Raw genomic sequence first — 17,438 nt, 5'->3', positions numbered from 1 at the left:
CTAGCGGTTTTCCATGATTTCCTGGATGCGGGTCAGGTCGTCCATGCTGTAGTACTTGATGACGATGGTGCCTTCCGGCTTGCCGGAGCTGCTCGGGTTGAGCTGCACCTTCGTGCCGAAGAACGTCTCGAGCCTGGTCTCGAACTGTTTCATGTCGGCGCTCAGTTCCGGCTTGGGCTTTGCGGGCGTCTCGGAATTTTCAGGTCCCTGAGCTTGCCGAAGGGACGGTTCTTCTTCTTCATCGTCATTGTTGTCGTCGCCGCGGATAATCGCCTCGATCTGGCGCACGTTCAGGCCTTCCTCGATAATGCGTTCCGCAAGCGATTCGGGGTCGCCGATCTTGTCGCTGCAGAGTGCGCGGGCGGCACCGCTGTTCAACTTTCCTTCCTCTATCCACAAGAGCACCTGTTCCGGGAGCTTGAGGAGGCGCAGGCTGTTGGTAATCGCGGAGCGCGACTTACTCACAATCTTTGCCAGATCTTCGTGCTTGTAGCCGTGCTTATCGATCAATTGTTGATAAGAACGTGCAATTTCGACCGGGTTCAGGTCGACGCGCTGGATATTCTCGATGAGTGCCCATTCCGCCATCGCCTTGTCGTCGAGGTCCTCGAAGACTTGCGCCTTGATTGTGGGGAGACCTGCAATCTTGGTGGCACGGGTACGGCGTTCACCGCTGATAATCTGGTAACGGTCGCCCACCTTGCGCAGAGCGATCGGCTGGATAAGACCCTGCTGCTTGATGGAGTCGGCAAGTTCGGAAAGCCCTTCGTCGTCGAACGCCTTGCGCGGCTGGTACGGGTTCGGGTCGATAAGGTCAATCGAGATTTCAACAATCTTCTCGAACTTTTCGGAAGTTTCGGCAGGATTGTTGATAGTGTTCGCCTGTTCACCTTTAAAATTGATGTCGTGGTCCTTCATGATGGCGGCGAGACCGCGACCCAGTGCAAAAGATTTCTTTCCCATTACTTACCCTTGTTCAGAATTTCCTCGGCGAGTTTCATGTATGCCTGCGAGCCGGTGCTCTGCACGTCGTACAGGATGACCGGCTTACCGTGGCTGGGCGCTTCGCTCAGACGGACGTTTCTCGGAATCATCGTCTGGAATACCGTGTCGGAAAGGTTCTCGCGGACTTCGGCGGCGACCTGCTTCGAGAGGCTCAGATTTGCGGAGTACATCGTGAGGAGCGCACCCTCGATCTTGAGGTTCGCGTTCAGGTTCTTCTGCACTTCACGGATGGTCTTGAAAAGTTCGGTCATACCCTGCAGGGCGTAGTATTCGCACTGGATAGGGATAAGCACGCTCGTCGCGGCTGTAAGCACATTCAGAGTGAGCAGGTTCAGGCTCGGAGGTGCGTCGATGATGATGAACTCGTATTCGTTCCTGAGCACGTTGATGATTCGCTCGAGCCTGTGTTCGCGGCTCATCGCGTTCACCAGTTCGATTTCCATGACGGCGAGGTCCGGGCCGGAGGTGATGACCTTCAGGTAGTCGAGGCTCGTGTCCATGACGGCGGGCGCGATGTTTTCGAGAGTCATGTTGTCTGGGTTTTCCGCCAGGTCCAAGACCTCGTGGATATCCAGTTCCTGCGACTCGTTGAACCCGAGACCCTGCGAGGCGTTGCCCTGCGGGTCCATGTCGATAAGGAGAGTCTTCTTTTCGAGAGCGGCAAAACTTGCAGCCAGGTTCACGGCCGTCGTGGTCTTGCCCACGCCGCCCTTCTGGTTGCATACTGCTATCACTTTACTCATTTATTACCTCGAGTGACTAAGGCGTAATCCTGTTCTTCGTTCGGCAGCTTGTATTTCCAGATGTTGACTGCCGGGTCGTTTTCCAGGTGTGAAATGCTATTGAAACTTTTTAATGTGAGGAAGAGTCCACCCTTCTTGAGGGCGGGCTGTGCACGTTCCCAGTCGTTTTCGAAAGTCGAGAGGGCGCGGCAGCTGATGAAGTCCAGGTCGGCAAGGCCCGAAGTCTCGAAGCGCTTGCCTACTACGGTCAGATTCTTGAGTCCGAGTTTTTCCTTCGCGTAGTTCATGAACTCTACGCGCATGTGGCGGGGTTCTACTGCATAGAACTGGACTTCGGGCATCGCGATGGCGAGCGGGAAAACCGGGCAGCCTGCACCCGCACCCATATCCGCCCATGTCTTAGACGAAAGATCGCTTCGCTGGTAGACGATAGACGATAGAGAGTCTGAATGGCTTTCGTCTTTCGTCTTTCGTCTTTCGTCTAATATATATATATAGGGGACGAGCGAGTCGGCGATGTGTCGGCTCAAGAATTTCTCGGAATCCTTCGCCGAAATCAGGTTGCCGAATTGCTTGGTTTCTACCACCAGGTCGGCAAAGTCATAGAGCTTGTCCATTTGCTCTTTGGACAACTCAGAGAGAATATGTTCCTTCAGGAACTGGTTCAGAAGATTCTGCTGCTCTATGTTAGTTTTATAACTCAATCTAATCTCTGGTTGTGAAACCAACATGCTGGGCATGTTGGGACTTTGCTTCGCAAAGTCCTACGCCCTCATGCTCGGTCATGCCAAAATGCAAGCATTTTGTCGCGACACTCGCCATCGGGCGTTTCACGTGAAACATATAAGAGTGTTGGCATTCGCCAACAAACACGAAATAATTTAGTATATCTCACAAAAAAAAGAGAACGCCGACATCGGCGCCCTTTCATTTTTTAAAAATATCCGTGAATAACTTTTTGATAGATGTTGAAATAGTGTGAACTTATCTTGAAAACTTCACGGTGTACTTTCCCCTCGCGGGGCGTCCGAGGAGGTCGAAGTGTCTTCCCTTTTTAGAGATGTTAGTCGGGCGTGGTGTCTGGAAAATCCCCAGAGACTGCTCGGTGTTGAATGGTACGTAGAAGGTTTTGGTCCAAACGCTGTCGGTAGCCTTGCTGTTTGCCGAAGGATAGCCCACATTCCCTAGGAGTGCACCATAGTATTCAATGAGGGTATCCCCCTTGGTTTCGTACTCGTACAGTACCTCATAGGAACTGTTATTCGTCCGGGTCTCGAAGCACCTGTTTTCGAATCCGGGATCGTACGTAACAATGAGGGTGCTTGAGGTCTTTTCGTAAAGGGTGTCGTTCCGGATGTGCCAAATTATTATAGTCGTATCGGAGCGTTCGTTTGATAACTTCTCGACATAAATGGAATCTTCCGTGTGGAATACCCTGTATACTAGGGGGCCACGGTCATATATCTTGAAGTCTCCTTCTTGGGAGATTTCCGCTTTGTAACTCATCTGTTGAGGTTCATATTTCTTGAATTCGCTATTCGGACTCAAGCGCGCGTACGATGTCCATAGGTAGGTATGGTCGTTTGAAAAGGTGAATTTTTCCTGGGTATTGTCAGAGCTCGTGCTGTCGATAATCAGTCCTGTGTAATTGTCGTTGAGTGCCTCGTATTGCGCGACAAAGATATCGAACTTGGCGCGGATGCAGTCAACCGCATGTGCATTGAATGCCAAGAACGCCAATATGATGAATGTTCGCCTCATATAATGGAATATATATAAATCTGGTAGTGAAACCAACATGTTGGCACATGTTGGGACTATGGCTGCGCCATAGTCCTACACCCTGCGGTTCCCAAATAAAAATGTGCAAGCACATTTTTGCTTGGAAACCTTGTGCGTGTTTCACGTGAAACATGCGATAGCGAGTGTCGCGACGGGGTGCTTGCACACCGGCATGACCGAGCATGAGCATGTAGGCTCCGAAGGAGCCCAACATGAGCCGAGTGTCGCAGAACATATTTGTATGTTCTATGACCGAGGCGATTAAGGTTGCGATTGCTTTCCCAAACATGTTTTCCTACATGGCAATCGCAAACATTAGAACTTCAGTTTGCTGCTGGGTATCACGAAGCAGCCGGCGGTTCCGTTCCCGCCAAGGACAGCCCCGAGCACCGCCCCTGTCGCGCAGAGTGTATTTATAAACAGCGTATTGTTTGCAAGTTCACTCTTTTCTGCGCTCCGGACCGGCTGATTGATGGTCCTGGAAGTATCGGCGGGCATCTCCACCTCGTCACTGTAGTCCACCTTGAATATCATGGCGCGGTCGATTTTCGGCAAGTCCTCTGCCTGCTTTTGTGGCAGTAGCTGGGCGAACGATATCCCGCCGGCAATCATTACGAGCAATATGATGAACTTGCATTTCATCGTTCTCTCCCCTGTTGTCTTACTTCAGGAGAATCTTCTGCGTGTGGTTGACTCCCGGACCCTCGATGCGGAGCATGTACATGCCGGCCCTGAGTGCGGAAAGATCCATTATGCCGGTAGCTGGTGCCGACATCACGACATTCCCCTGGAGATCGACGACGGTTGCCTTCCCGAGGGCTGCCGCTCCGGTAAGTTGCAGTATGCGGCCCGAAAGGGTCGCCTTGACGGGAATCGTGGTGGGGTCGCTCCCGATTCTGTCGGGCATTGGACCGCAACATGAACACATGCCGTAAGAACCTATCCACTGTATCTGGAAATCCCCCTCAGTTCCCGCACTGTTTCTGAAAGCCAGCTTGACTGCGGCTGTCTTTGCAAGGACGGAATCTTTGTCGGCTTCCTTGCCCCATCCGGCCTCCTGCCTGAATTTATCCCATCGAAAATTCATGGTAGTCATGGTTGCCGCCTTCGCGACAGTTGCCCTGTAGTTGTTGAATGCGGTCACGTCCTCTTCGTTTTCGGGAACGAGTTCGATGCTGAAACCGATTGTGGACTGGTACTCGAGGCAAAAGCCTCCCCAGGCGGAAATGTCTGCGCCTTCCTTTTGCTCGTTCCAGACATTGAAACCGATTCCGGCATAGGGGAACTCGTAGCCATCATTCAACTTGACGGTGGCCTTGATTGCACCGTATGCTTCAGCCATAGCACCTATAAAGTCAGGTGATTCGATTGTCTCCATATCCGCTGGGATGGTTACATTGGACGTGCCCCCATAATCACTGTCGTCATAAAAGTACCACCAGCCGGACGTAGAGTCGGGTGATCCGGTCTCGATTCGGCCTATGGTGTCGGTCGTGGCGTCCCACAAAAATGTCGGGCTGGCGGTATTTGCCGCAAGTGCAGTTGTAGCGGCGCAGGCGAGCGCCATGAAAATCATTCTCCTATCCATATTTTCTCCTTTTAAGGAGGGCTTAATCCCTGATACTCAAATATATATTCAGTTTTCGCGAAAAATTCATTTATTTGAGATATTTTTTATTATTGACATTCTTTGTCATCAAATGTTTATATATTGCCGGCAGGACTATTTCAGGGGAAGATGCCCCAAAGTTAGTTGAAATTTCTGCAACCAAAAAGAAAAAGGTGGTCTCCAACTTGTAAATTTGGTTCAGCAAAAAAACACCAAGCAAGAGGATAACCACCATGATGAAAAGTACAAAAAGAACCCCCAAACTGTCAATCGTCCGCCGCGAAGAAATCGACATTTCGACCAGTGTCGGGGTGGTTCTGGCCGACCTTGCCGAACAGGGGAAAAGCTGCCTTGACGCGCTGTCGAGGGAGATGGGCGCAAGGCTCGTGGAGGCGATACTCCTGGCCGAAAGGGAACAGCTCGGCGGTGCAGCATACCACCCCAGGAAGGGCTTCAAGAAGTGGTCCAGCCAGGGTGGTTCCGTGTACATCGCGGGTGGCAAGGCGAAGGTGCGCGTACCCAGGCTCAGGGACGAAAACGGCGAGGTCAAATCGCGTATCTACGCCCGTCTGAAAGACCCCGACGCGTTCTCCGAGCACCTGCTGCACGCATGCCTCTCAGGCCTGTCCGGGAGGCGTTACGAGGATGTGTTCTCGACTGCCGGGGAGGCGTTCGGCGTAAGCAAGTCGTCGGTGTCGCGCAAGGTCGTTGCCGCATGCACAAGGAAACTGAAGGAACTGAACGAGCGCAGGCTGGAGGACTTCGAGGCGGTTGCCGTCTTCATGGACGCAATGCATCGCTGCGGCGAGGTCGTGATGGCCGCCATAGGCGTTGACGCGGAAGGCTACAAGCGCGTGCTTGGCCTCTGGCAGGGCAGTTCGGAAAACACCGAAATGTGCCGTTCGTTCCTTTCCGACATGGAGAGCAGGGGCCTCGCCCTGCACCCCGACATCATCTTCGTGACCGACGGCGGGACGGGCCTCAACCGCGCCCTCAAGGACCGCTTCGGCAAGGACCTCAAGCACCAGCGCTGCGTGATCCACAAGAGGCGCAACGTCGAGTCCCATCTGCCCGAGATGTACCGGGCCGAGTTCGACAGGCGCTACAACAACGCCATCGGGATGGTGGGCTACGAGGACGCGAGAAGGGAACTTCTCAAGGTCCACGAGTGGCTCGAAGGCATAAACACGAGTGCCGCCAAATCGCTTTCCGAGGGCGGCGAGAGGCTGCTTACGGTCCACCGGCTGGGCATCCCCGCGCTCCTGCGCAAGTCGCTCATAACGACCAACATAATCGAGTCCACCTTCAACGGTCTCGACGCCATCGAGAAGAACGTGAAGCGCTACAGGGACATTGGAATGTTCAAACGCTGGATGGCCGCTGAGGTCCTCCACCGCGAAAAGAACTGGAGACGGTTGGACGGCTATGCGGAAATCCCCGAACTTGTCGAAAAACTTCGGGAAAAGAGCATGAAATTACTTGACAATGAAGCGCTAATAGCCTAGATTTACACCAGTTGGAGACCTGGATTTTCAACTAAAAAAGGGACAAATTCATTTCAGGGAGGTTCCCATGTGTTCCCTCATCGCGGCCATTTTCATAACGGTTCTGCTCATTATGTGGTATAAATAGTATATTGTACCACGGAGGCCTATATGGTAGAAATCGAGATTATCCAGGGCGACATCACCAAGCTGGATGTGGATGCCATCGTGAACGCGGCGAACTGTTCCCTGCTGGGTGGTGGCGGTGTCGACGGTGCGATCCACCGGGCGGCGGGCCCTGAACTTCTGAAGGCGTGCATCCCCCTGAAGGGTTGCGAGACGGGCAAGGCGAAAATTACCCCCGGGTTCAGGTTGCCGGCAAGGTTCGTCATCCATACTCCGGGACCCATCTACCGGGACGGCCTGCACGGCGAACCCGAACTCCTGGAATCTTGTTATAAAAGTTGTCTTGACTTGGCTGAGGAGAACGGTTGCCGGACGGTCGCATTCCCCGCCATCTCCTGCGGGGTCTACGGTTACCCCTGGGAGGCGGCTACCGAGATTGCGGTTCGGACTGTTGATAAGTACCCTGCAAAATGCCTCAAGAAGGTCATTTTCTGCTGTTTCGGTGAACAGATGTTGAAAGTTTATCGGGACGCGTACCGAAAATAGGTGAAATCCATTTTTTGTATATTATATATAGTTGACAGCAACAGCGAACTTTTAACAAAAACAATAACAGACGTTATTAAGGAAAAACAAGATGGAAGAAGTCGTAAAATTTCTCAAGGCATGCGGTGCGTATTTCCTCGCGACGGCCGACGGCGACCAGCCGCGTGTACGCCCGTTTGGTACCGCCAACATTTTCGAGGGCAAGCTCTATATCCAGACCGGCAAGTCCAAGGATTGCTCCAAGCAGATCCAGAAGAACGGCAAGGTTGAAATCTGCGCGATGAACGCCGCGGGTAACGAGTGGGTCCGCGTTGCCGGTACCCTGGTCCGCGACGACCGCCGCGAACCGAAGGTCGACATGCTGGAGCACTACCCCGAGCTCAAGTCGATGTACTCGCCCGACGACGACAACACCGAGACGCTCTACTTCAAGGACGCGACCGCTACGTTCTACAGCTTTACGGCGGCTCCGAAAGTCGTGAAATTCTAGGCGCTAGTTTCACGTGAAGCGCCTGCCCGTTTTCCGGGTTTGACCCGGAATCTTTTGGACGGCGCGGCTGGCAAAAAAAAATTCGCCTCGACGACCTCCTCGTCGGGGCATTTTATATTGGAAGAATTCCCTGCGCTGTTAATTATATTGTAAACATTCTATTAACAAAATGCATGGAAGCGCAGAAGTTGACTTTTATATTCGTGAATAAATTTTGGATTGATTTCAATTTTTGGGATGTTTCACGTGAAACGCGGGTTGCTCATGTGGATAACTTGTGCGGTTTGGAAATTACGAATTACTCTCGCAAATCATAAATCAACATAGTATTAACATTGAATTAACACTACGTACACGGGTGCCATGTTGAAAATATGACCTTCCCGGAGCCAGGATGACTTGACAATTCCGCAATCGACTGCTGGAAAAAAGTTGTCGTTCGCGTCACGCGTAATTGCATTATCGCCGTGATAGGCTTGATTATACCGCTTTGGAATAATACGCCACGTGCTTTTTGAAAAATTATAGTCTATATTTATGTTTGTGTTGCGCCCTGTGGCGTAGTGTTTTTTGTTTCCGAGAGGTCCTATGTCTATATTCAGGAGCTTAACGGTTTGGGTGGTTTTGGCGGTCACCTTCACGATGGCTGCCCCGCAGAGCGCCAAGGTACGTTCTGTTCTTGGCGACGTCTCGTTCAAGAAGAAGGGTAACGGTGACTGGGCTAGCCTGCGCGTAGGCGCAAAGGTCCAGGACAAGGACCTCATCCAGACGGATGTGGAATCTGCCGTGCTTATCGCGATGCCCGAGGGCAGCACGATCTCCATCGAGGAGAACGCGCTTGTCGAGTTTACGCAGGTGCTGTTCATCAAGGATTCGCAGATTTCCGAAGTCAATATCAAGAAGGGCCTGTTGCGCTTCAACGCGCAGAAGCAGACCGGCAAGAAGAGCCAGTTCAAGTTCAAGACCGGGACCATGACCGCATCGATCCGCGGTACGGACGGCACCATCGGCGTGACCAACGGCGGGCAGTCGTTCGGTTCGCTCAACTCTGGCGAGATGGTGATGGAACAGGACGGCCAGGAAGTTGCGGTTCACGCGCAGCAGTTTGTCGCCTTCCGCAAGGGCAAGCCGCCCGTGGTTGTCGAGGCGAAGAACGCGGGCGATCCGGACTTCGCGAAGAAGATAAGCGAGGCCGTGGACGATACGACGAAGTCCGTCGAGGATATCCAGAAGCAGGCGAAGGAAATCGACGAGACTATCGAGAAGCGCAATGAGGACCTGCGGTCCAAGTACGAATGCCGGTTCGAGCCCGTTCCCACGCTGGTGAACGCCGACAGCATCGAGATCTTTGCAACCTGCACTGAAGGCATGCAGGTGGCGATCGGCCCGGAACGCAACATCTCCGACGGCAAGCCCATGCGCTTCGTGCCGCGCTGGAGCAGGGCCGCCCTCGGTCCGAAGAAGTTCGAGGCGATATGCACTGCCGAACACAATTCGTTTGTATGCGGTAACTTCTCGTTTGTCTACAGGTTCGATCGCGGTGTGAAGATTATCAAGTCCGACGTGACCAAGTGCGAGGTGCTCTACACCACGTCCGGGTTCAGGGACAACGAGGGTAAGCTCTCTATCTTTGCGCACGACAGCCTCCTCAAGGAAGTCACGCTGGATAGGGACTACGCGGCTACCTTCAAGCTGTTGCCGGGTACGTTCAAGTACAAGTTCGTGCCCGAGAACGTGGAAGGTGTCGATGCCAGCATCGAGCGCGAATTCTCCTGCTTCCCCAAGACGGGCGTGAAGGTGAAGGTGCGCGGTGGCGCGAAGGAAGTCTTCAAGAAGAAGGTTTCGCAGGGAGCCTCGCTCTATCCTGAACTCCTGTTCGACGTGGAACATATCGTGGGCAACGACCCTGCACAGATCAAGTCGGTGGAGGTCAGTGTTGGCGGCAAGGCATTCGAGACAAAGTTTGTGCCCTCGGAAACGGGTATCGGCTACAGCGCCACGGTGCAGATTCCGCGCGGCAAGATGACCACGGTGAAGATCAAGGTCAGCATGCTTAGCGGCGAGACCGTGCTCGCTACCAAGGTGTATGAGTTCAGGTAGCGTGCGTCTGGAAGATAATTCCCGGCGCGGCGCACGCGCCATGTTCTTCCTGAAATTCTTGTATATCATTATCGTCGTATTCCTGGTGCTGTGCAATACCGTCATCCAGGTTACGGGCTATATGGCGAGCGGGGCCGTGACGGATGCGGATACCGCCCGGCATCTCTACTATCTGTTTTTGGCAGCCTTGGTTCCGATGATTGGAACTATGGCCGTATGCTTCGTCGTGTTCTGGCTTTTTTTCGTCTACTGGATATTGTGGCTTTACCGTGCCATAAGGAATTTGCGCTGCCTCACGACGACGACCTTCTCTCCGAACGTTGCGGTTGTTTGTTCGGTGCTCCTCCCCTACATCGGGCATGTTTTTGACGTGTTTATCTTGCGCGATATCGCACGGCGGCAGCAGAAACTACTTGACGGGCGCGGTATTCGATACACGCCCGTGACCAGGCGCGACCTCGTTATTTTCCTTGCCTTCATTCTTGTCGGCATCGTGGTGGCATTCGCCGAGATTGCTGATTCCTGGTCTGGCTGTTTTGCGGCATGCGCCGCGATGGTCGGGCTTATGGTGAGCTACTTGCGCATGTTGCGCCCCTGCGTGGAGCAGGGAAACATGCTCTACAAACTTCACGAGGAAGATGTCCTGCGCGCGAAGGTGGACGAGGTCTTGCGCGAGCGCGAGATCGAGAAGGCGGCGCGCGAAATTCAGGAGGCGAAATTCGATGAATAGACTGACCATGCTCTTGCTTGCATTTTTACTTGTGCTTTCGGCCATGCTCGTAGGATGTGCGGGCTTGTACCAGTCGCCGAAGGAGGATGCGGCGCCTGCCATGAACATGACGTTCACGCGCGTGTTCGGTAACTACATGATTCGTTCGCCCGAGCCCATGAAGATTGCGCTTGCCGATACCGGATGGAGCGCGCTTGAACTGTACGAGGACGCAGATTCGAAAGTGGTGACTTTCTACCGCGACTCGGGCCGCGTGAGCGTCTCGGTTTCGGCGACTACCCCGCAGAAACTCAGGACCGATGGCATAAAGGACTACAACCCTGCCGACCCGGATTCCGTGAAAATCTGGAAGATGCTCGAGAAGGAAATGCTGGATTTCAAGGCCCCTGCGGGCGATTCGTCTGCGGCAGCTACGATTGGGGGCGTCGTGCGCACCGCGAACCGCGGGCACGTTTGCATGAGCGACAGTATCAAGAACAAGTGCACCTTCGTTATCGTGACCAAAAAGGGCAACTGGGTGGTTTCGGGCGTGGTTGCCCCGAAGGACGTGAACGCCGAGGAACTCGGTACGCGGACGCTTTCCATGATAGACAACGCGGAACTGAGCGATTACGAGAAGCATGCGACCCGCGTGCTGAAGAGCTACGGCGTGGGCATGTCCATCTGGTACAACTGGGAGGACGAGGATGCGAATCCTGACCGCGATTTTAGCAAGGCGCTGCTCATTCGTCGGGGTGGTATCATTGACTTTGGCGGAAGGCTCGCTTTCAACTACTCGAATCTATTAGGTTTCAACTATGGTGACGCCTGGCACAACTGGGGCTGGCGCTACATGACCATGTTCGGTTTCCGCGTCTACATGTTCAGCGCGTTCGTGTCTCCGTTCATTGGCGCCCATGTAGGGCTTGGCATGCAGTACGACGACCATTACAGCAAGTTTGCGGACAAGTTCGCGATAAACCTCGCGGGGGATATCGATGCGGGTCTCGTGATTTGCCGTTACTGCAAGTACCAGGTTGAACTGGGTGCATCGTACGATGCCGTCGAGGACGGGTTCTTCAACGACCAGGTGTTCGGTGCGTTCAACTTCTACGCAGCGGTGAACTACTAAAAAAACGAAAAAAATTGTTTCTTTTTCGTTACAATGAGAGTGTATTAGTGGTATGAAAACTAAAATACTCCTTCTCCTGATTGTATTTTCCCTGACAGGCTGCGCGAGTGTCGTCAGGTCTATCGGACGTTCCGTCCTGAACGATGCCGTGGGCGCCGTGGTGCATAGCGGTTCCGGGTCCAGCAAGGCCGACGAGTGGTATTCCGGCAAATACATGCTGAAGTCTCCGGAGGAGATGATGGTGTACTTGCCCGAACCGAGCTGGAAACTTGTGGACAACAGTTCCACGTCGAACAGCCAGAAGGTGGAATTTGAACGCAATGCGGGGAACGAGCGCATTTTGATCGAGACGTTTGGCAAGAGTGCGCTGGTCGGCGATTTCAAGCAGATGCTGGAGTACGCGAAGACGGATTCCGCCAAGATCCAGATGATGTTGAAATGGAAGATGGGGCAGAACAGGGTCACGAATTCGGAAGATGCGGTAAGGACCGAGGGGCAGGACTTGGACAAGCGCAGGGCGTGGACCTGCATTGCCGCCGACGGGAAGAAGGTGTGCGATTTTGCAGTCTATACCGAGAAAGAGAACTGGGTGTTCGTGAACGTCAGCGCTCCCCTGTCGGGCGATTCTCGCGAGCTGGGGGTAGCGCTGCTTGACCAGAAGGACGACCAGAAGGTTGCCGATGCCGATACCGATACCTCGGACAAAAAAGAGAAGTCTCACGACTCCCGTACCTGGCGCACGCTGGGCGGCGGCATGGCTATCTGGTACAACTGGGAAGACGAGGACCTGAACCCGGATCGGGACTTCAGCAAGGCGGTTATACTGCGCGAAGGAAAGATTCTTGATTCCGGAAAAAGACTTGAGTTTACTTCCCTCAACATCTACGGGTGGAACCCGGGCGACGCGTGGCACAACTGGGGCTGGCGCGCGATGTACATGATAGGTTTCCGCGTCAACTTCTTCAACTTCGCGGTGACTCCCTTTGTTGGCGCGCAGTTCGGGCTTGGCATGCAGTACGACGACCATTACAGCAAGTTCCGCGACAAGTTCGCGATAAACATCGCGGGCGACGTGAATGCGGGTATGGTGTTCTGCCGCTACTGCAAGTACCAGTTCGAAGTGGGTGCCGTTTACGATGCCGTCGAGGACGGGTTCTTCAACGACCAGGTGTTCGGCGCATTCAACTTCTACGCGGCAGTGAACTACTAGCCTTCGCGTAGTCCTGCAGGATTACTGCGTTGTTCTTTCGGAGTGCTGTTACCGGGCCTCGGCATTACACCTTGTTGTTCAGCGTAGTGCGTTCGGCGTAGAGCTTTTCGGATATGTGGCAGAACGCTTCCACCACCGTGGGGTCGAAGTGCTTGCCTGCGCCTTCCGTGATGATTGCCATCGCCTTCTCGTAGGTGAACGGCTTCTTGTACACACGTTCGGCCACGAGGGCGTCGAACACGTCCGCGACCGCCATGATGCGCGCAGACAGCGGGATTTCTTCGCCCTTGATTCCCGTGGGGTATCCGGTGCCGTCCCACTTTTCGTGGTGGTAGTGCGCCATCTCCATGGATTCCTTCAGGTAGTTGTCGTCCATCGTGTCGTTGGTGTTCGCCTCGATTTTCGAGAGGATGTTCGTACCCTCGGTGGTGTGGCTCTTCATGATGGCGAATTCATCGTCGGTGAGCTTGCCCGGCTTGTTCAGGATCAGGTCGGAGACTGCGATCTTGCCGATGTCGTGCAGAGGCGCGGAACGTTTGAGCTTCTCGATGTACTTCTCGTCGAGCACGTCGCTGTACTTGCCTTCCTTGAGGAGTTCGCGCGCGATGGCTTCCACGTAGAACGCGGTCTTCTTGATGTGGTTGCCGGTGCTCGTGTCGCGCGCTTCCACCATTTCGGCGAAGTTGATAATAATTTCATCCTGCATGTGCTGGATGCGCTCGGCGGCGGCCTCGAGCCTGTTGATGAACCCGATGGAATCCATGCACGTCTTGGTAAGCGCCCTGTAGAGGTGCTCGATTTCGTCGGAGGTGTGGATGTTGAGGTTCTTGATTTCGTGCATGTCGTTTGCACGGTCCTGTTCCATGTTATAGGCGAAGTGAATCGCGGCCGATGCCATGCGGTTCACCGGATGCACGATTCTCCTGTTCACGAACTCGAGCACGATGCTCATGATGAGGATGGATACGCCGAAGAACATCGAAAGGAGCTTGATGAAGAATTCCGCCTGGTCGGTGATGATTTCGCCCATGGAAATGTCGGCGGCGATGTAGGCGACCGTCTTTCCGGTAGAGTTCTTGAGCGGCTTGTAGACCGTGAGGAGCCAGCCGTACTGGTCGTCGGAGATGATGGGGTCGATGGGTTCGCCCTTCAGCAGTTGCGGCATGTATGGCTCGAAACTCGGGTCGAAGTCGATGAGGTCGCCGGGCTGGCTCGCCTTCTCGCCTTCCTTGGTGTCGAGGTCGAATACCACGTGGCAGCCGTCCGGCTGTATGCGGTAGACGTACAGGTACAGCGCCTGCGGGAACCCGTCCCTCATCCTGTAGAGTTTCTGTTCTATGTCGGTGTAGCCCTCCGCCTCGCGGCCCTTCTCGATGAACTCGTCTATCCGCTCGGTATCGACGGCGATGGATGCCGCCTCGGTAAGGCCGTGCGCGATGTCGGTGAATTTCTCGATGGACTGCTGCTGGTAGAGGACGAATCCCGTGGTGCTCGCGAGCACGCCGAGGAGGATTTCTGCCGTGATGACCATGACGACCACCCTGCGCAGGAGCGAGCGCTTGACGGCGCGGGTGCCGTCATCCTCGAACTGGGTGACGGGATTGGGGTCGAAGAGGAACACCCTGCTGCAGTGCGTCTTTACGTGCAGCGGAATCTTGTGGTAGGTGATGATGACCGCGGCGACGACGAATATCTTGTCGATGACGTCGATGATGAAGTCGGCGACGAGCTGCGAGGTGAACTTGGAAAGCCCGAGGTGCTCGTGGATGCCGATGGCGAACGGGGCCGAGACGCCTTCGCCGAAATCATAGCCGTAGAGGAAATAGGTGAGGATGGACCCGAGCACGCCGCCGAGGATGGCGAACATGAGCACCATGACGATTATCTTGGGGAGGGTCCTGAAGTAGCCCTTCTGCTGGAATATGGCGGCCATTGCGCCGATGAGGATGCTGATGATGCCGTAGTAGAGCGTGGGGAGGTCGGATATGCTGTTGAACGCGTTGGAGCAGAAGCCCACGATAACCGCGGGGAGCGTGCCGCCGAGCATACCGGCGAGGATCGTGCCGATGGAATCGATGAAGACGGGGATTCCGAGCGCAATCGCTATCTTGGAGGGGATTATGTTGACGAGGAACGCGATGGCGATAAGCGCCACGGCATAGTGCAAGTCCTTTGATTTCAGTATCGATAGCAGTTTCATCGAATACACCTCGGGAACCTAGGTCCGGGAAAATCTACATATAAAATCTATTATGATTTTTGGCCTACGGCACGTAATTTTTTAGAAAAGAGGGCGGATTGTGAGGGTGGGTCGTGGGCGGTCTAGGCGATGATGGCGGAGGCGACCACACCCGAGTCGGCGTACAGCACGAGGATCTGGCCGGGTGCGGAGGCGAACTGCGGTTCGTCGAACTGCACGCGGATGAACCCCTTCTGTGTGTCGAGCGCCTCGATGCGGGCGGGGGTGCCCTTGTGCCCGAGACGGATATGCGCGGTGAGTTCGCCCTTCAGGAGCGGGGAGGATTCCGATACCATCAGGTTGAGTTCCGTACCTTCGACTTCGGTGCAGTCGAGCGTGCTGCGGGGCCCGAGAACCACCTGGTTCTTCTTCACGTCGATTGCCACCACGAAGAGCGGCTCAGGCTGCCCGCCAATGTTGAGGCCCTTGCGCTGCCCGATGGTGTAGTGGATGATTCCCTTGTGCTGGCCGAGTACCTTGCCCTGCAGGTCCACGAAGTCGCCCGGGACGTTGTCGGACTCGTCGAAGAGCACCGAGTAGTCCCCGCATTCGAGGAAGTCCATGCTCTCCTTCTTGGTGGCGAAATCCACCCAGCCGATTTGCTTGGCGAGTTCCTTCACCTGGACCTTCGTCATGCCGCCCAGCGGGAAAAGTACCGTCGAGAGTTGCTCTGCGGTAAGGCGCGAGAGGAAGTACGTCTGGTCCTTGCCGTGGTCGAGCGCCGCGTACAGGAAGGGAACGTCGGGGTTCTTGAAATCGAGTCGGGCGTAGTGCCCGGTGGCGAAGTAGTCGAACGCGATTCCCATGCGGCGGGCCGCCGTCTGGAGCGCGCCGAACTTGATGAACTGGTTGCAGCGCACGCACGGGTTCGGCGTGCGTCCGGCGCGGTATTCGGCACGGAAGTAGTCGAGAACTTCGCGCTTGTAGTCTTCGGAAATGCGTACCACGTGGTGCGGGATACCGAGCCGGTCGGCGACCGTCTTCGCCTCGGCTATGCTCGCGTCTTCGCCTGGGCCAAAGCAGCCCTCGCGGCCTTCCACGTGCGGCATGTCGATGGAACCGTCCCATGTGGCCATCGTCATGCCGATGACCTCGTAACCCTGCTGTTTCAGTAGGAAAGCGGCGAGGGCGGAATCCACTCCGCCGGAAAGTCCGACTGCTACCTTCTTTGCCATGCGCGTGCCTGCTTGTTTGTTGCCGTGTAGTTGTGCGCTAGAGGTTCGCGTAGTGGAACATCGCGTCGATGCACTTCTTCGCCTTCACGCGCGTGTCTTCGTCGAGTTCCACGCGGTTCGCCTTTTCGGGGTGGCGGAGCGTCTCGAGGATGTTCTCGAGCGAGTTAGACTTCATGTACTTGCACATGCTGCAGCTCCCGATGAATTCCATGTCGGGGTGCTCGTAGTGCATGCGTGCGTTGAGCCCGCATTCCGTAAGGAGCAGCACCTTGCTCTTGGGCGGCAGCCCGTCGATGTACTTGACCATCTGGCCGGTACTGCCCACGAAGTCGCTGTAGAACGCCGCGGACGGGTTGCATTCGGGGTGGCTCACCACCTTGAGGCCCGGATTCTGGCTGCGGAAGAACTGGATGAGTTCTGCGTCGTATGTCTCGTGCACGTAGCAGCTGCCCGTGTAGAGCACAATGTCTTTCTTGACGCCGCGGCTTTCCATTTCGGTGATGATGTTCTGGCCCATGAGCTTGTCGGGCACAAAGCAAATCTTGTCGTTCGGGTAGGCTTCCACAATCTTCATCACGTTGCCGCTAGTGACGCACACGTCGCAGGCCGCCTTCACGTCGGCGGTGGTGTTGATGTAGCAGATGAAGGCGTGGTCCGGGTACTTTTCGCGCAGCGCCTGCACGTCCTTGCCGGTGATGGAGTCGGCGAGGCTGCAGCCCGTGAGTGTGCCCGGGATAAGCACGTCTTTTTGCGGGCTCAGGATCTTGGCCGTTTCGCCCATGAACCGCACCGCGGAGAACAGGATGGTGTTCTGCGGGACCTTGGTGGCGTCTTCGCTCAGCTTGTAGCTGTCGCCCGTGTAGTCGGCGACACCGAGCACGATTTCGGGTGCGCAGTAACTGTGCGCGAGGATGACGGTATCCTGGTCTTTTTTGCGTTCGTTGATCTCGTTGATCAGCGGGAGCATCTGTTCGACTTTTTCACGGGTGTAGTGGCAAAGCACGGCGCCCGGCTGGATTTTGTTCAGTCTGTTGAAAAGTTCGTCTGCGGTCATGTTTACAAATATAGAAAAGTGGCTGCTTTTTTTA

The 17,438-nt window shown here is 54.9% G+C and carries 16 protein-coding genes; 7 read left to right on the top strand and 9 right to left on the bottom strand.

The annotated features are described in order from the left end of the window. From CRO08_RS09300 to CRO08_RS09275, 6 genes are all read right to left on the bottom strand, one after another. The gene (locus CRO08_RS09300; RefSeq protein WP_097035989.1) at positions 1-963 is read right to left on the bottom strand and encodes a ParB/RepB/Spo0J family partition protein; all 963 of its coding nucleotides are present in this window, start codon (positions 961-963) and stop codon (positions 1-3) included. Further along, positions 963-1,748, bottom strand: coding sequence for a ParA family protein (locus tag CRO08_RS09295; RefSeq protein WP_097035988.1), 786 nt, complete (start codon positions 1,746-1,748; stop codon positions 963-965). The genes CRO08_RS09300 and CRO08_RS09295 overlap by 1 nt, the downstream gene beginning before the upstream one ends. Further along, positions 1,745-2,365 carry a 16S rRNA (guanine(527)-N(7))-methyltransferase RsmG gene (locus CRO08_RS09290; protein WP_176495114.1) on the bottom strand — a complete coding sequence of 207 codons (621 nt, stop codon included), beginning with the start codon at positions 2,363-2,365 and terminating at the stop codon, positions 1,745-1,747. The genes CRO08_RS09295 and CRO08_RS09290 overlap by 4 nt, the downstream gene beginning before the upstream one ends. Positions 2,366-2,732: 367 nt before the next feature. Next, positions 2,733-3,509 (bottom strand): hypothetical protein, encoded by a 777-nt coding sequence (locus CRO08_RS09285; protein ID WP_097035986.1) that lies wholly within the window; start codon positions 3,507-3,509, stop codon positions 2,733-2,735. A gap of 336 nt (positions 3,510-3,845) precedes the next feature. Continuing rightward, the gene (locus tag CRO08_RS09280) at positions 3,846-4,172 is read right to left on the bottom strand and encodes a hypothetical protein (protein WP_097035985.1); all 327 of its coding nucleotides are present in this window, start codon (positions 4,170-4,172) and stop codon (positions 3,846-3,848) included. 19 nt (positions 4,173-4,191) lie between these two features. Continuing rightward, complete coding sequence (locus CRO08_RS09275) at positions 4,192-5,118, bottom strand: T9SS type A sorting domain-containing protein (RefSeq protein ID WP_097035984.1); 927 nt, start codon at positions 5,116-5,118, stop codon at positions 4,192-4,194. Positions 5,119-5,372: 254 nt separating this feature from the next. On the opposite strand from CRO08_RS09275, the gene CRO08_RS09265 reads away from it, so the two are divergent. From CRO08_RS09265 to CRO08_RS09235, 7 genes are all read left to right on the top strand, one after another. Further along, on the top strand, positions 5,373-6,644 hold the full coding sequence (locus CRO08_RS09265; protein WP_097034567.1) for an IS256 family transposase: 1,272 nt from the start codon (positions 5,373-5,375) through the stop codon (positions 6,642-6,644). 150 nt (positions 6,645-6,794) lie between these two features. Then, entirely contained in the window at positions 6,795-7,295 is a 501-nt protein-coding gene (locus CRO08_RS09260; RefSeq protein WP_097035982.1) for an O-acetyl-ADP-ribose deacetylase, read from the top strand. 91 nt (positions 7,296-7,386) lie between these two features. Next, the gene (locus tag CRO08_RS09255; protein ID WP_097035981.1) at positions 7,387-7,785 is read left to right on the top strand and encodes a pyridoxamine 5'-phosphate oxidase family protein; all 399 of its coding nucleotides are present in this window, start codon (positions 7,387-7,389) and stop codon (positions 7,783-7,785) included. Positions 7,786-8,373: 588 nt separating this feature from the next. Continuing rightward, on the top strand, positions 8,374-9,885 hold the full coding sequence (locus CRO08_RS09250; protein WP_097035980.1) for a FecR domain-containing protein: 1,512 nt from the start codon (positions 8,374-8,376) through the stop codon (positions 9,883-9,885). Further along, the gene (locus tag CRO08_RS09245) at positions 9,872-10,615 is read left to right on the top strand and encodes a hypothetical protein (protein WP_141398306.1); all 744 of its coding nucleotides are present in this window, start codon (positions 9,872-9,874) and stop codon (positions 10,613-10,615) included. The genes CRO08_RS09250 and CRO08_RS09245 overlap by 14 nt, the downstream gene beginning before the upstream one ends. Continuing rightward, on the top strand, positions 10,608-11,726 hold the full coding sequence (locus tag CRO08_RS09240) for a hypothetical protein (RefSeq protein ID WP_141398305.1): 1,119 nt from the start codon (positions 10,608-10,610) through the stop codon (positions 11,724-11,726). The genes CRO08_RS09245 and CRO08_RS09240 overlap by 8 nt, the downstream gene beginning before the upstream one ends. A gap of 52 nt (positions 11,727-11,778) precedes the next feature. Next, positions 11,779-12,936: a hypothetical protein gene (locus CRO08_RS09235; protein WP_097035977.1), complete on the top strand. Its 1,158-nt coding sequence runs from the start codon at positions 11,779-11,781 to the stop codon at positions 12,934-12,936. A 64-nt stretch (positions 12,937-13,000) separates the two neighbouring features. On the opposite strand, the gene CRO08_RS09230 is transcribed toward CRO08_RS09235, so the two are convergent. The 3 genes from CRO08_RS09230 to nadA all read right to left on the bottom strand — a co-directional run bounded on the left by CRO08_RS09230 (position 13,001) and on the right by nadA (position 17,404). Further along, a complete protein-coding gene (locus tag CRO08_RS09230) occupies positions 13,001-15,136 on the bottom strand; it encodes an HD domain-containing phosphohydrolase (RefSeq protein WP_097035976.1) in 2,136 nt (711 codons plus the stop codon). A 122-nt stretch (positions 15,137-15,258) separates the two neighbouring features. Beyond that, complete coding sequence (gene mnmA / locus CRO08_RS09225; RefSeq protein ID WP_097035975.1) at positions 15,259-16,350, bottom strand: tRNA 2-thiouridine(34) synthase MnmA; 1,092 nt, start codon at positions 16,348-16,350, stop codon at positions 15,259-15,261. Positions 16,351-16,387: 37 nt separating this feature from the next. Beyond that, positions 16,388-17,404, bottom strand: a complete 1,017-nt coding sequence (gene nadA, locus CRO08_RS09220; protein ID WP_097035974.1) for a quinolinate synthase NadA — start codon at positions 17,402-17,404, stop codon at positions 16,388-16,390. Between the last annotated feature and the right edge of the window lie 34 nt (positions 17,405-17,438).

Source organism: Fibrobacter sp. UWT3 (assembly GCF_900230125.1).
Lineage (GTDB): Bacteria > Fibrobacterota > Fibrobacteria > Fibrobacterales > Fibrobacteraceae > Fibrobacter.
Note: the sequence above shows the minus strand (reverse complement) of the source record. Positions and strands in the feature narration are given on the sequence as shown.

Bases quoted from the DNA above. Each gene is read 5' to 3' on its own strand.
- CRO08_RS09300 (WP_097035989.1), bottom strand. From the start codon at position 963: ATGGGAAAGAAATCTTTTGCACTGGGTCGCGGTCTCGCCGCCATCATG.
- CRO08_RS09295 (WP_097035988.1), bottom strand. From the start codon at position 1,748: ATGAGTAAAGTGATAGCAGTATGCAACCAGAAGGGCGGCGTGGGCAAG.
- CRO08_RS09290 (WP_176495114.1), bottom strand. From the start codon at position 2,365: ATGGACAAGCTCTATGACTTTGCCGACCTGGTGGTAGAAACCAAGCAA.
- CRO08_RS09285 (WP_097035986.1), bottom strand. From the start codon at position 3,509: ATGAGGCGAACATTCATCATATTGGCGTTCTTGGCATTCAATGCACAT.
- CRO08_RS09280 (WP_097035985.1), bottom strand. From the start codon at position 4,172: ATGAAATGCAAGTTCATCATATTGCTCGTAATGATTGCCGGCGGGATA.
- CRO08_RS09275 (WP_097035984.1), bottom strand. From the start codon at position 5,118: ATGGATAGGAGAATGATTTTCATGGCGCTCGCCTGCGCCGCTACAACT.
- CRO08_RS09265 (WP_097034567.1), top strand. From the start codon at position 5,373: ATGATGAAAAGTACAAAAAGAACCCCCAAACTGTCAATCGTCCGCCGC.
- CRO08_RS09260 (WP_097035982.1), top strand. From the start codon at position 6,795: ATGGTAGAAATCGAGATTATCCAGGGCGACATCACCAAGCTGGATGTG.
- CRO08_RS09255 (WP_097035981.1), top strand. From the start codon at position 7,387: ATGGAAGAAGTCGTAAAATTTCTCAAGGCATGCGGTGCGTATTTCCTC.
- CRO08_RS09250 (WP_097035980.1), top strand. From the start codon at position 8,374: ATGTCTATATTCAGGAGCTTAACGGTTTGGGTGGTTTTGGCGGTCACC.
- CRO08_RS09245 (WP_141398306.1), top strand. From the start codon at position 9,872: ATGAGTTCAGGTAGCGTGCGTCTGGAAGATAATTCCCGGCGCGGCGCA.
- CRO08_RS09240 (WP_141398305.1), top strand. From the start codon at position 10,608: ATGAATAGACTGACCATGCTCTTGCTTGCATTTTTACTTGTGCTTTCG.
- CRO08_RS09235 (WP_097035977.1), top strand. From the start codon at position 11,779: ATGAAAACTAAAATACTCCTTCTCCTGATTGTATTTTCCCTGACAGGC.
- CRO08_RS09230 (WP_097035976.1), bottom strand. From the start codon at position 15,136: ATGAAACTGCTATCGATACTGAAATCAAAGGACTTGCACTATGCCGTG.
- mnmA (WP_097035975.1), bottom strand. From the start codon at position 16,350: ATGGCAAAGAAGGTAGCAGTCGGACTTTCCGGCGGAGTGGATTCCGCC.
- nadA (WP_097035974.1), bottom strand. From the start codon at position 17,404: ATGACCGCAGACGAACTTTTCAACAGACTGAACAAAATCCAGCCGGGC.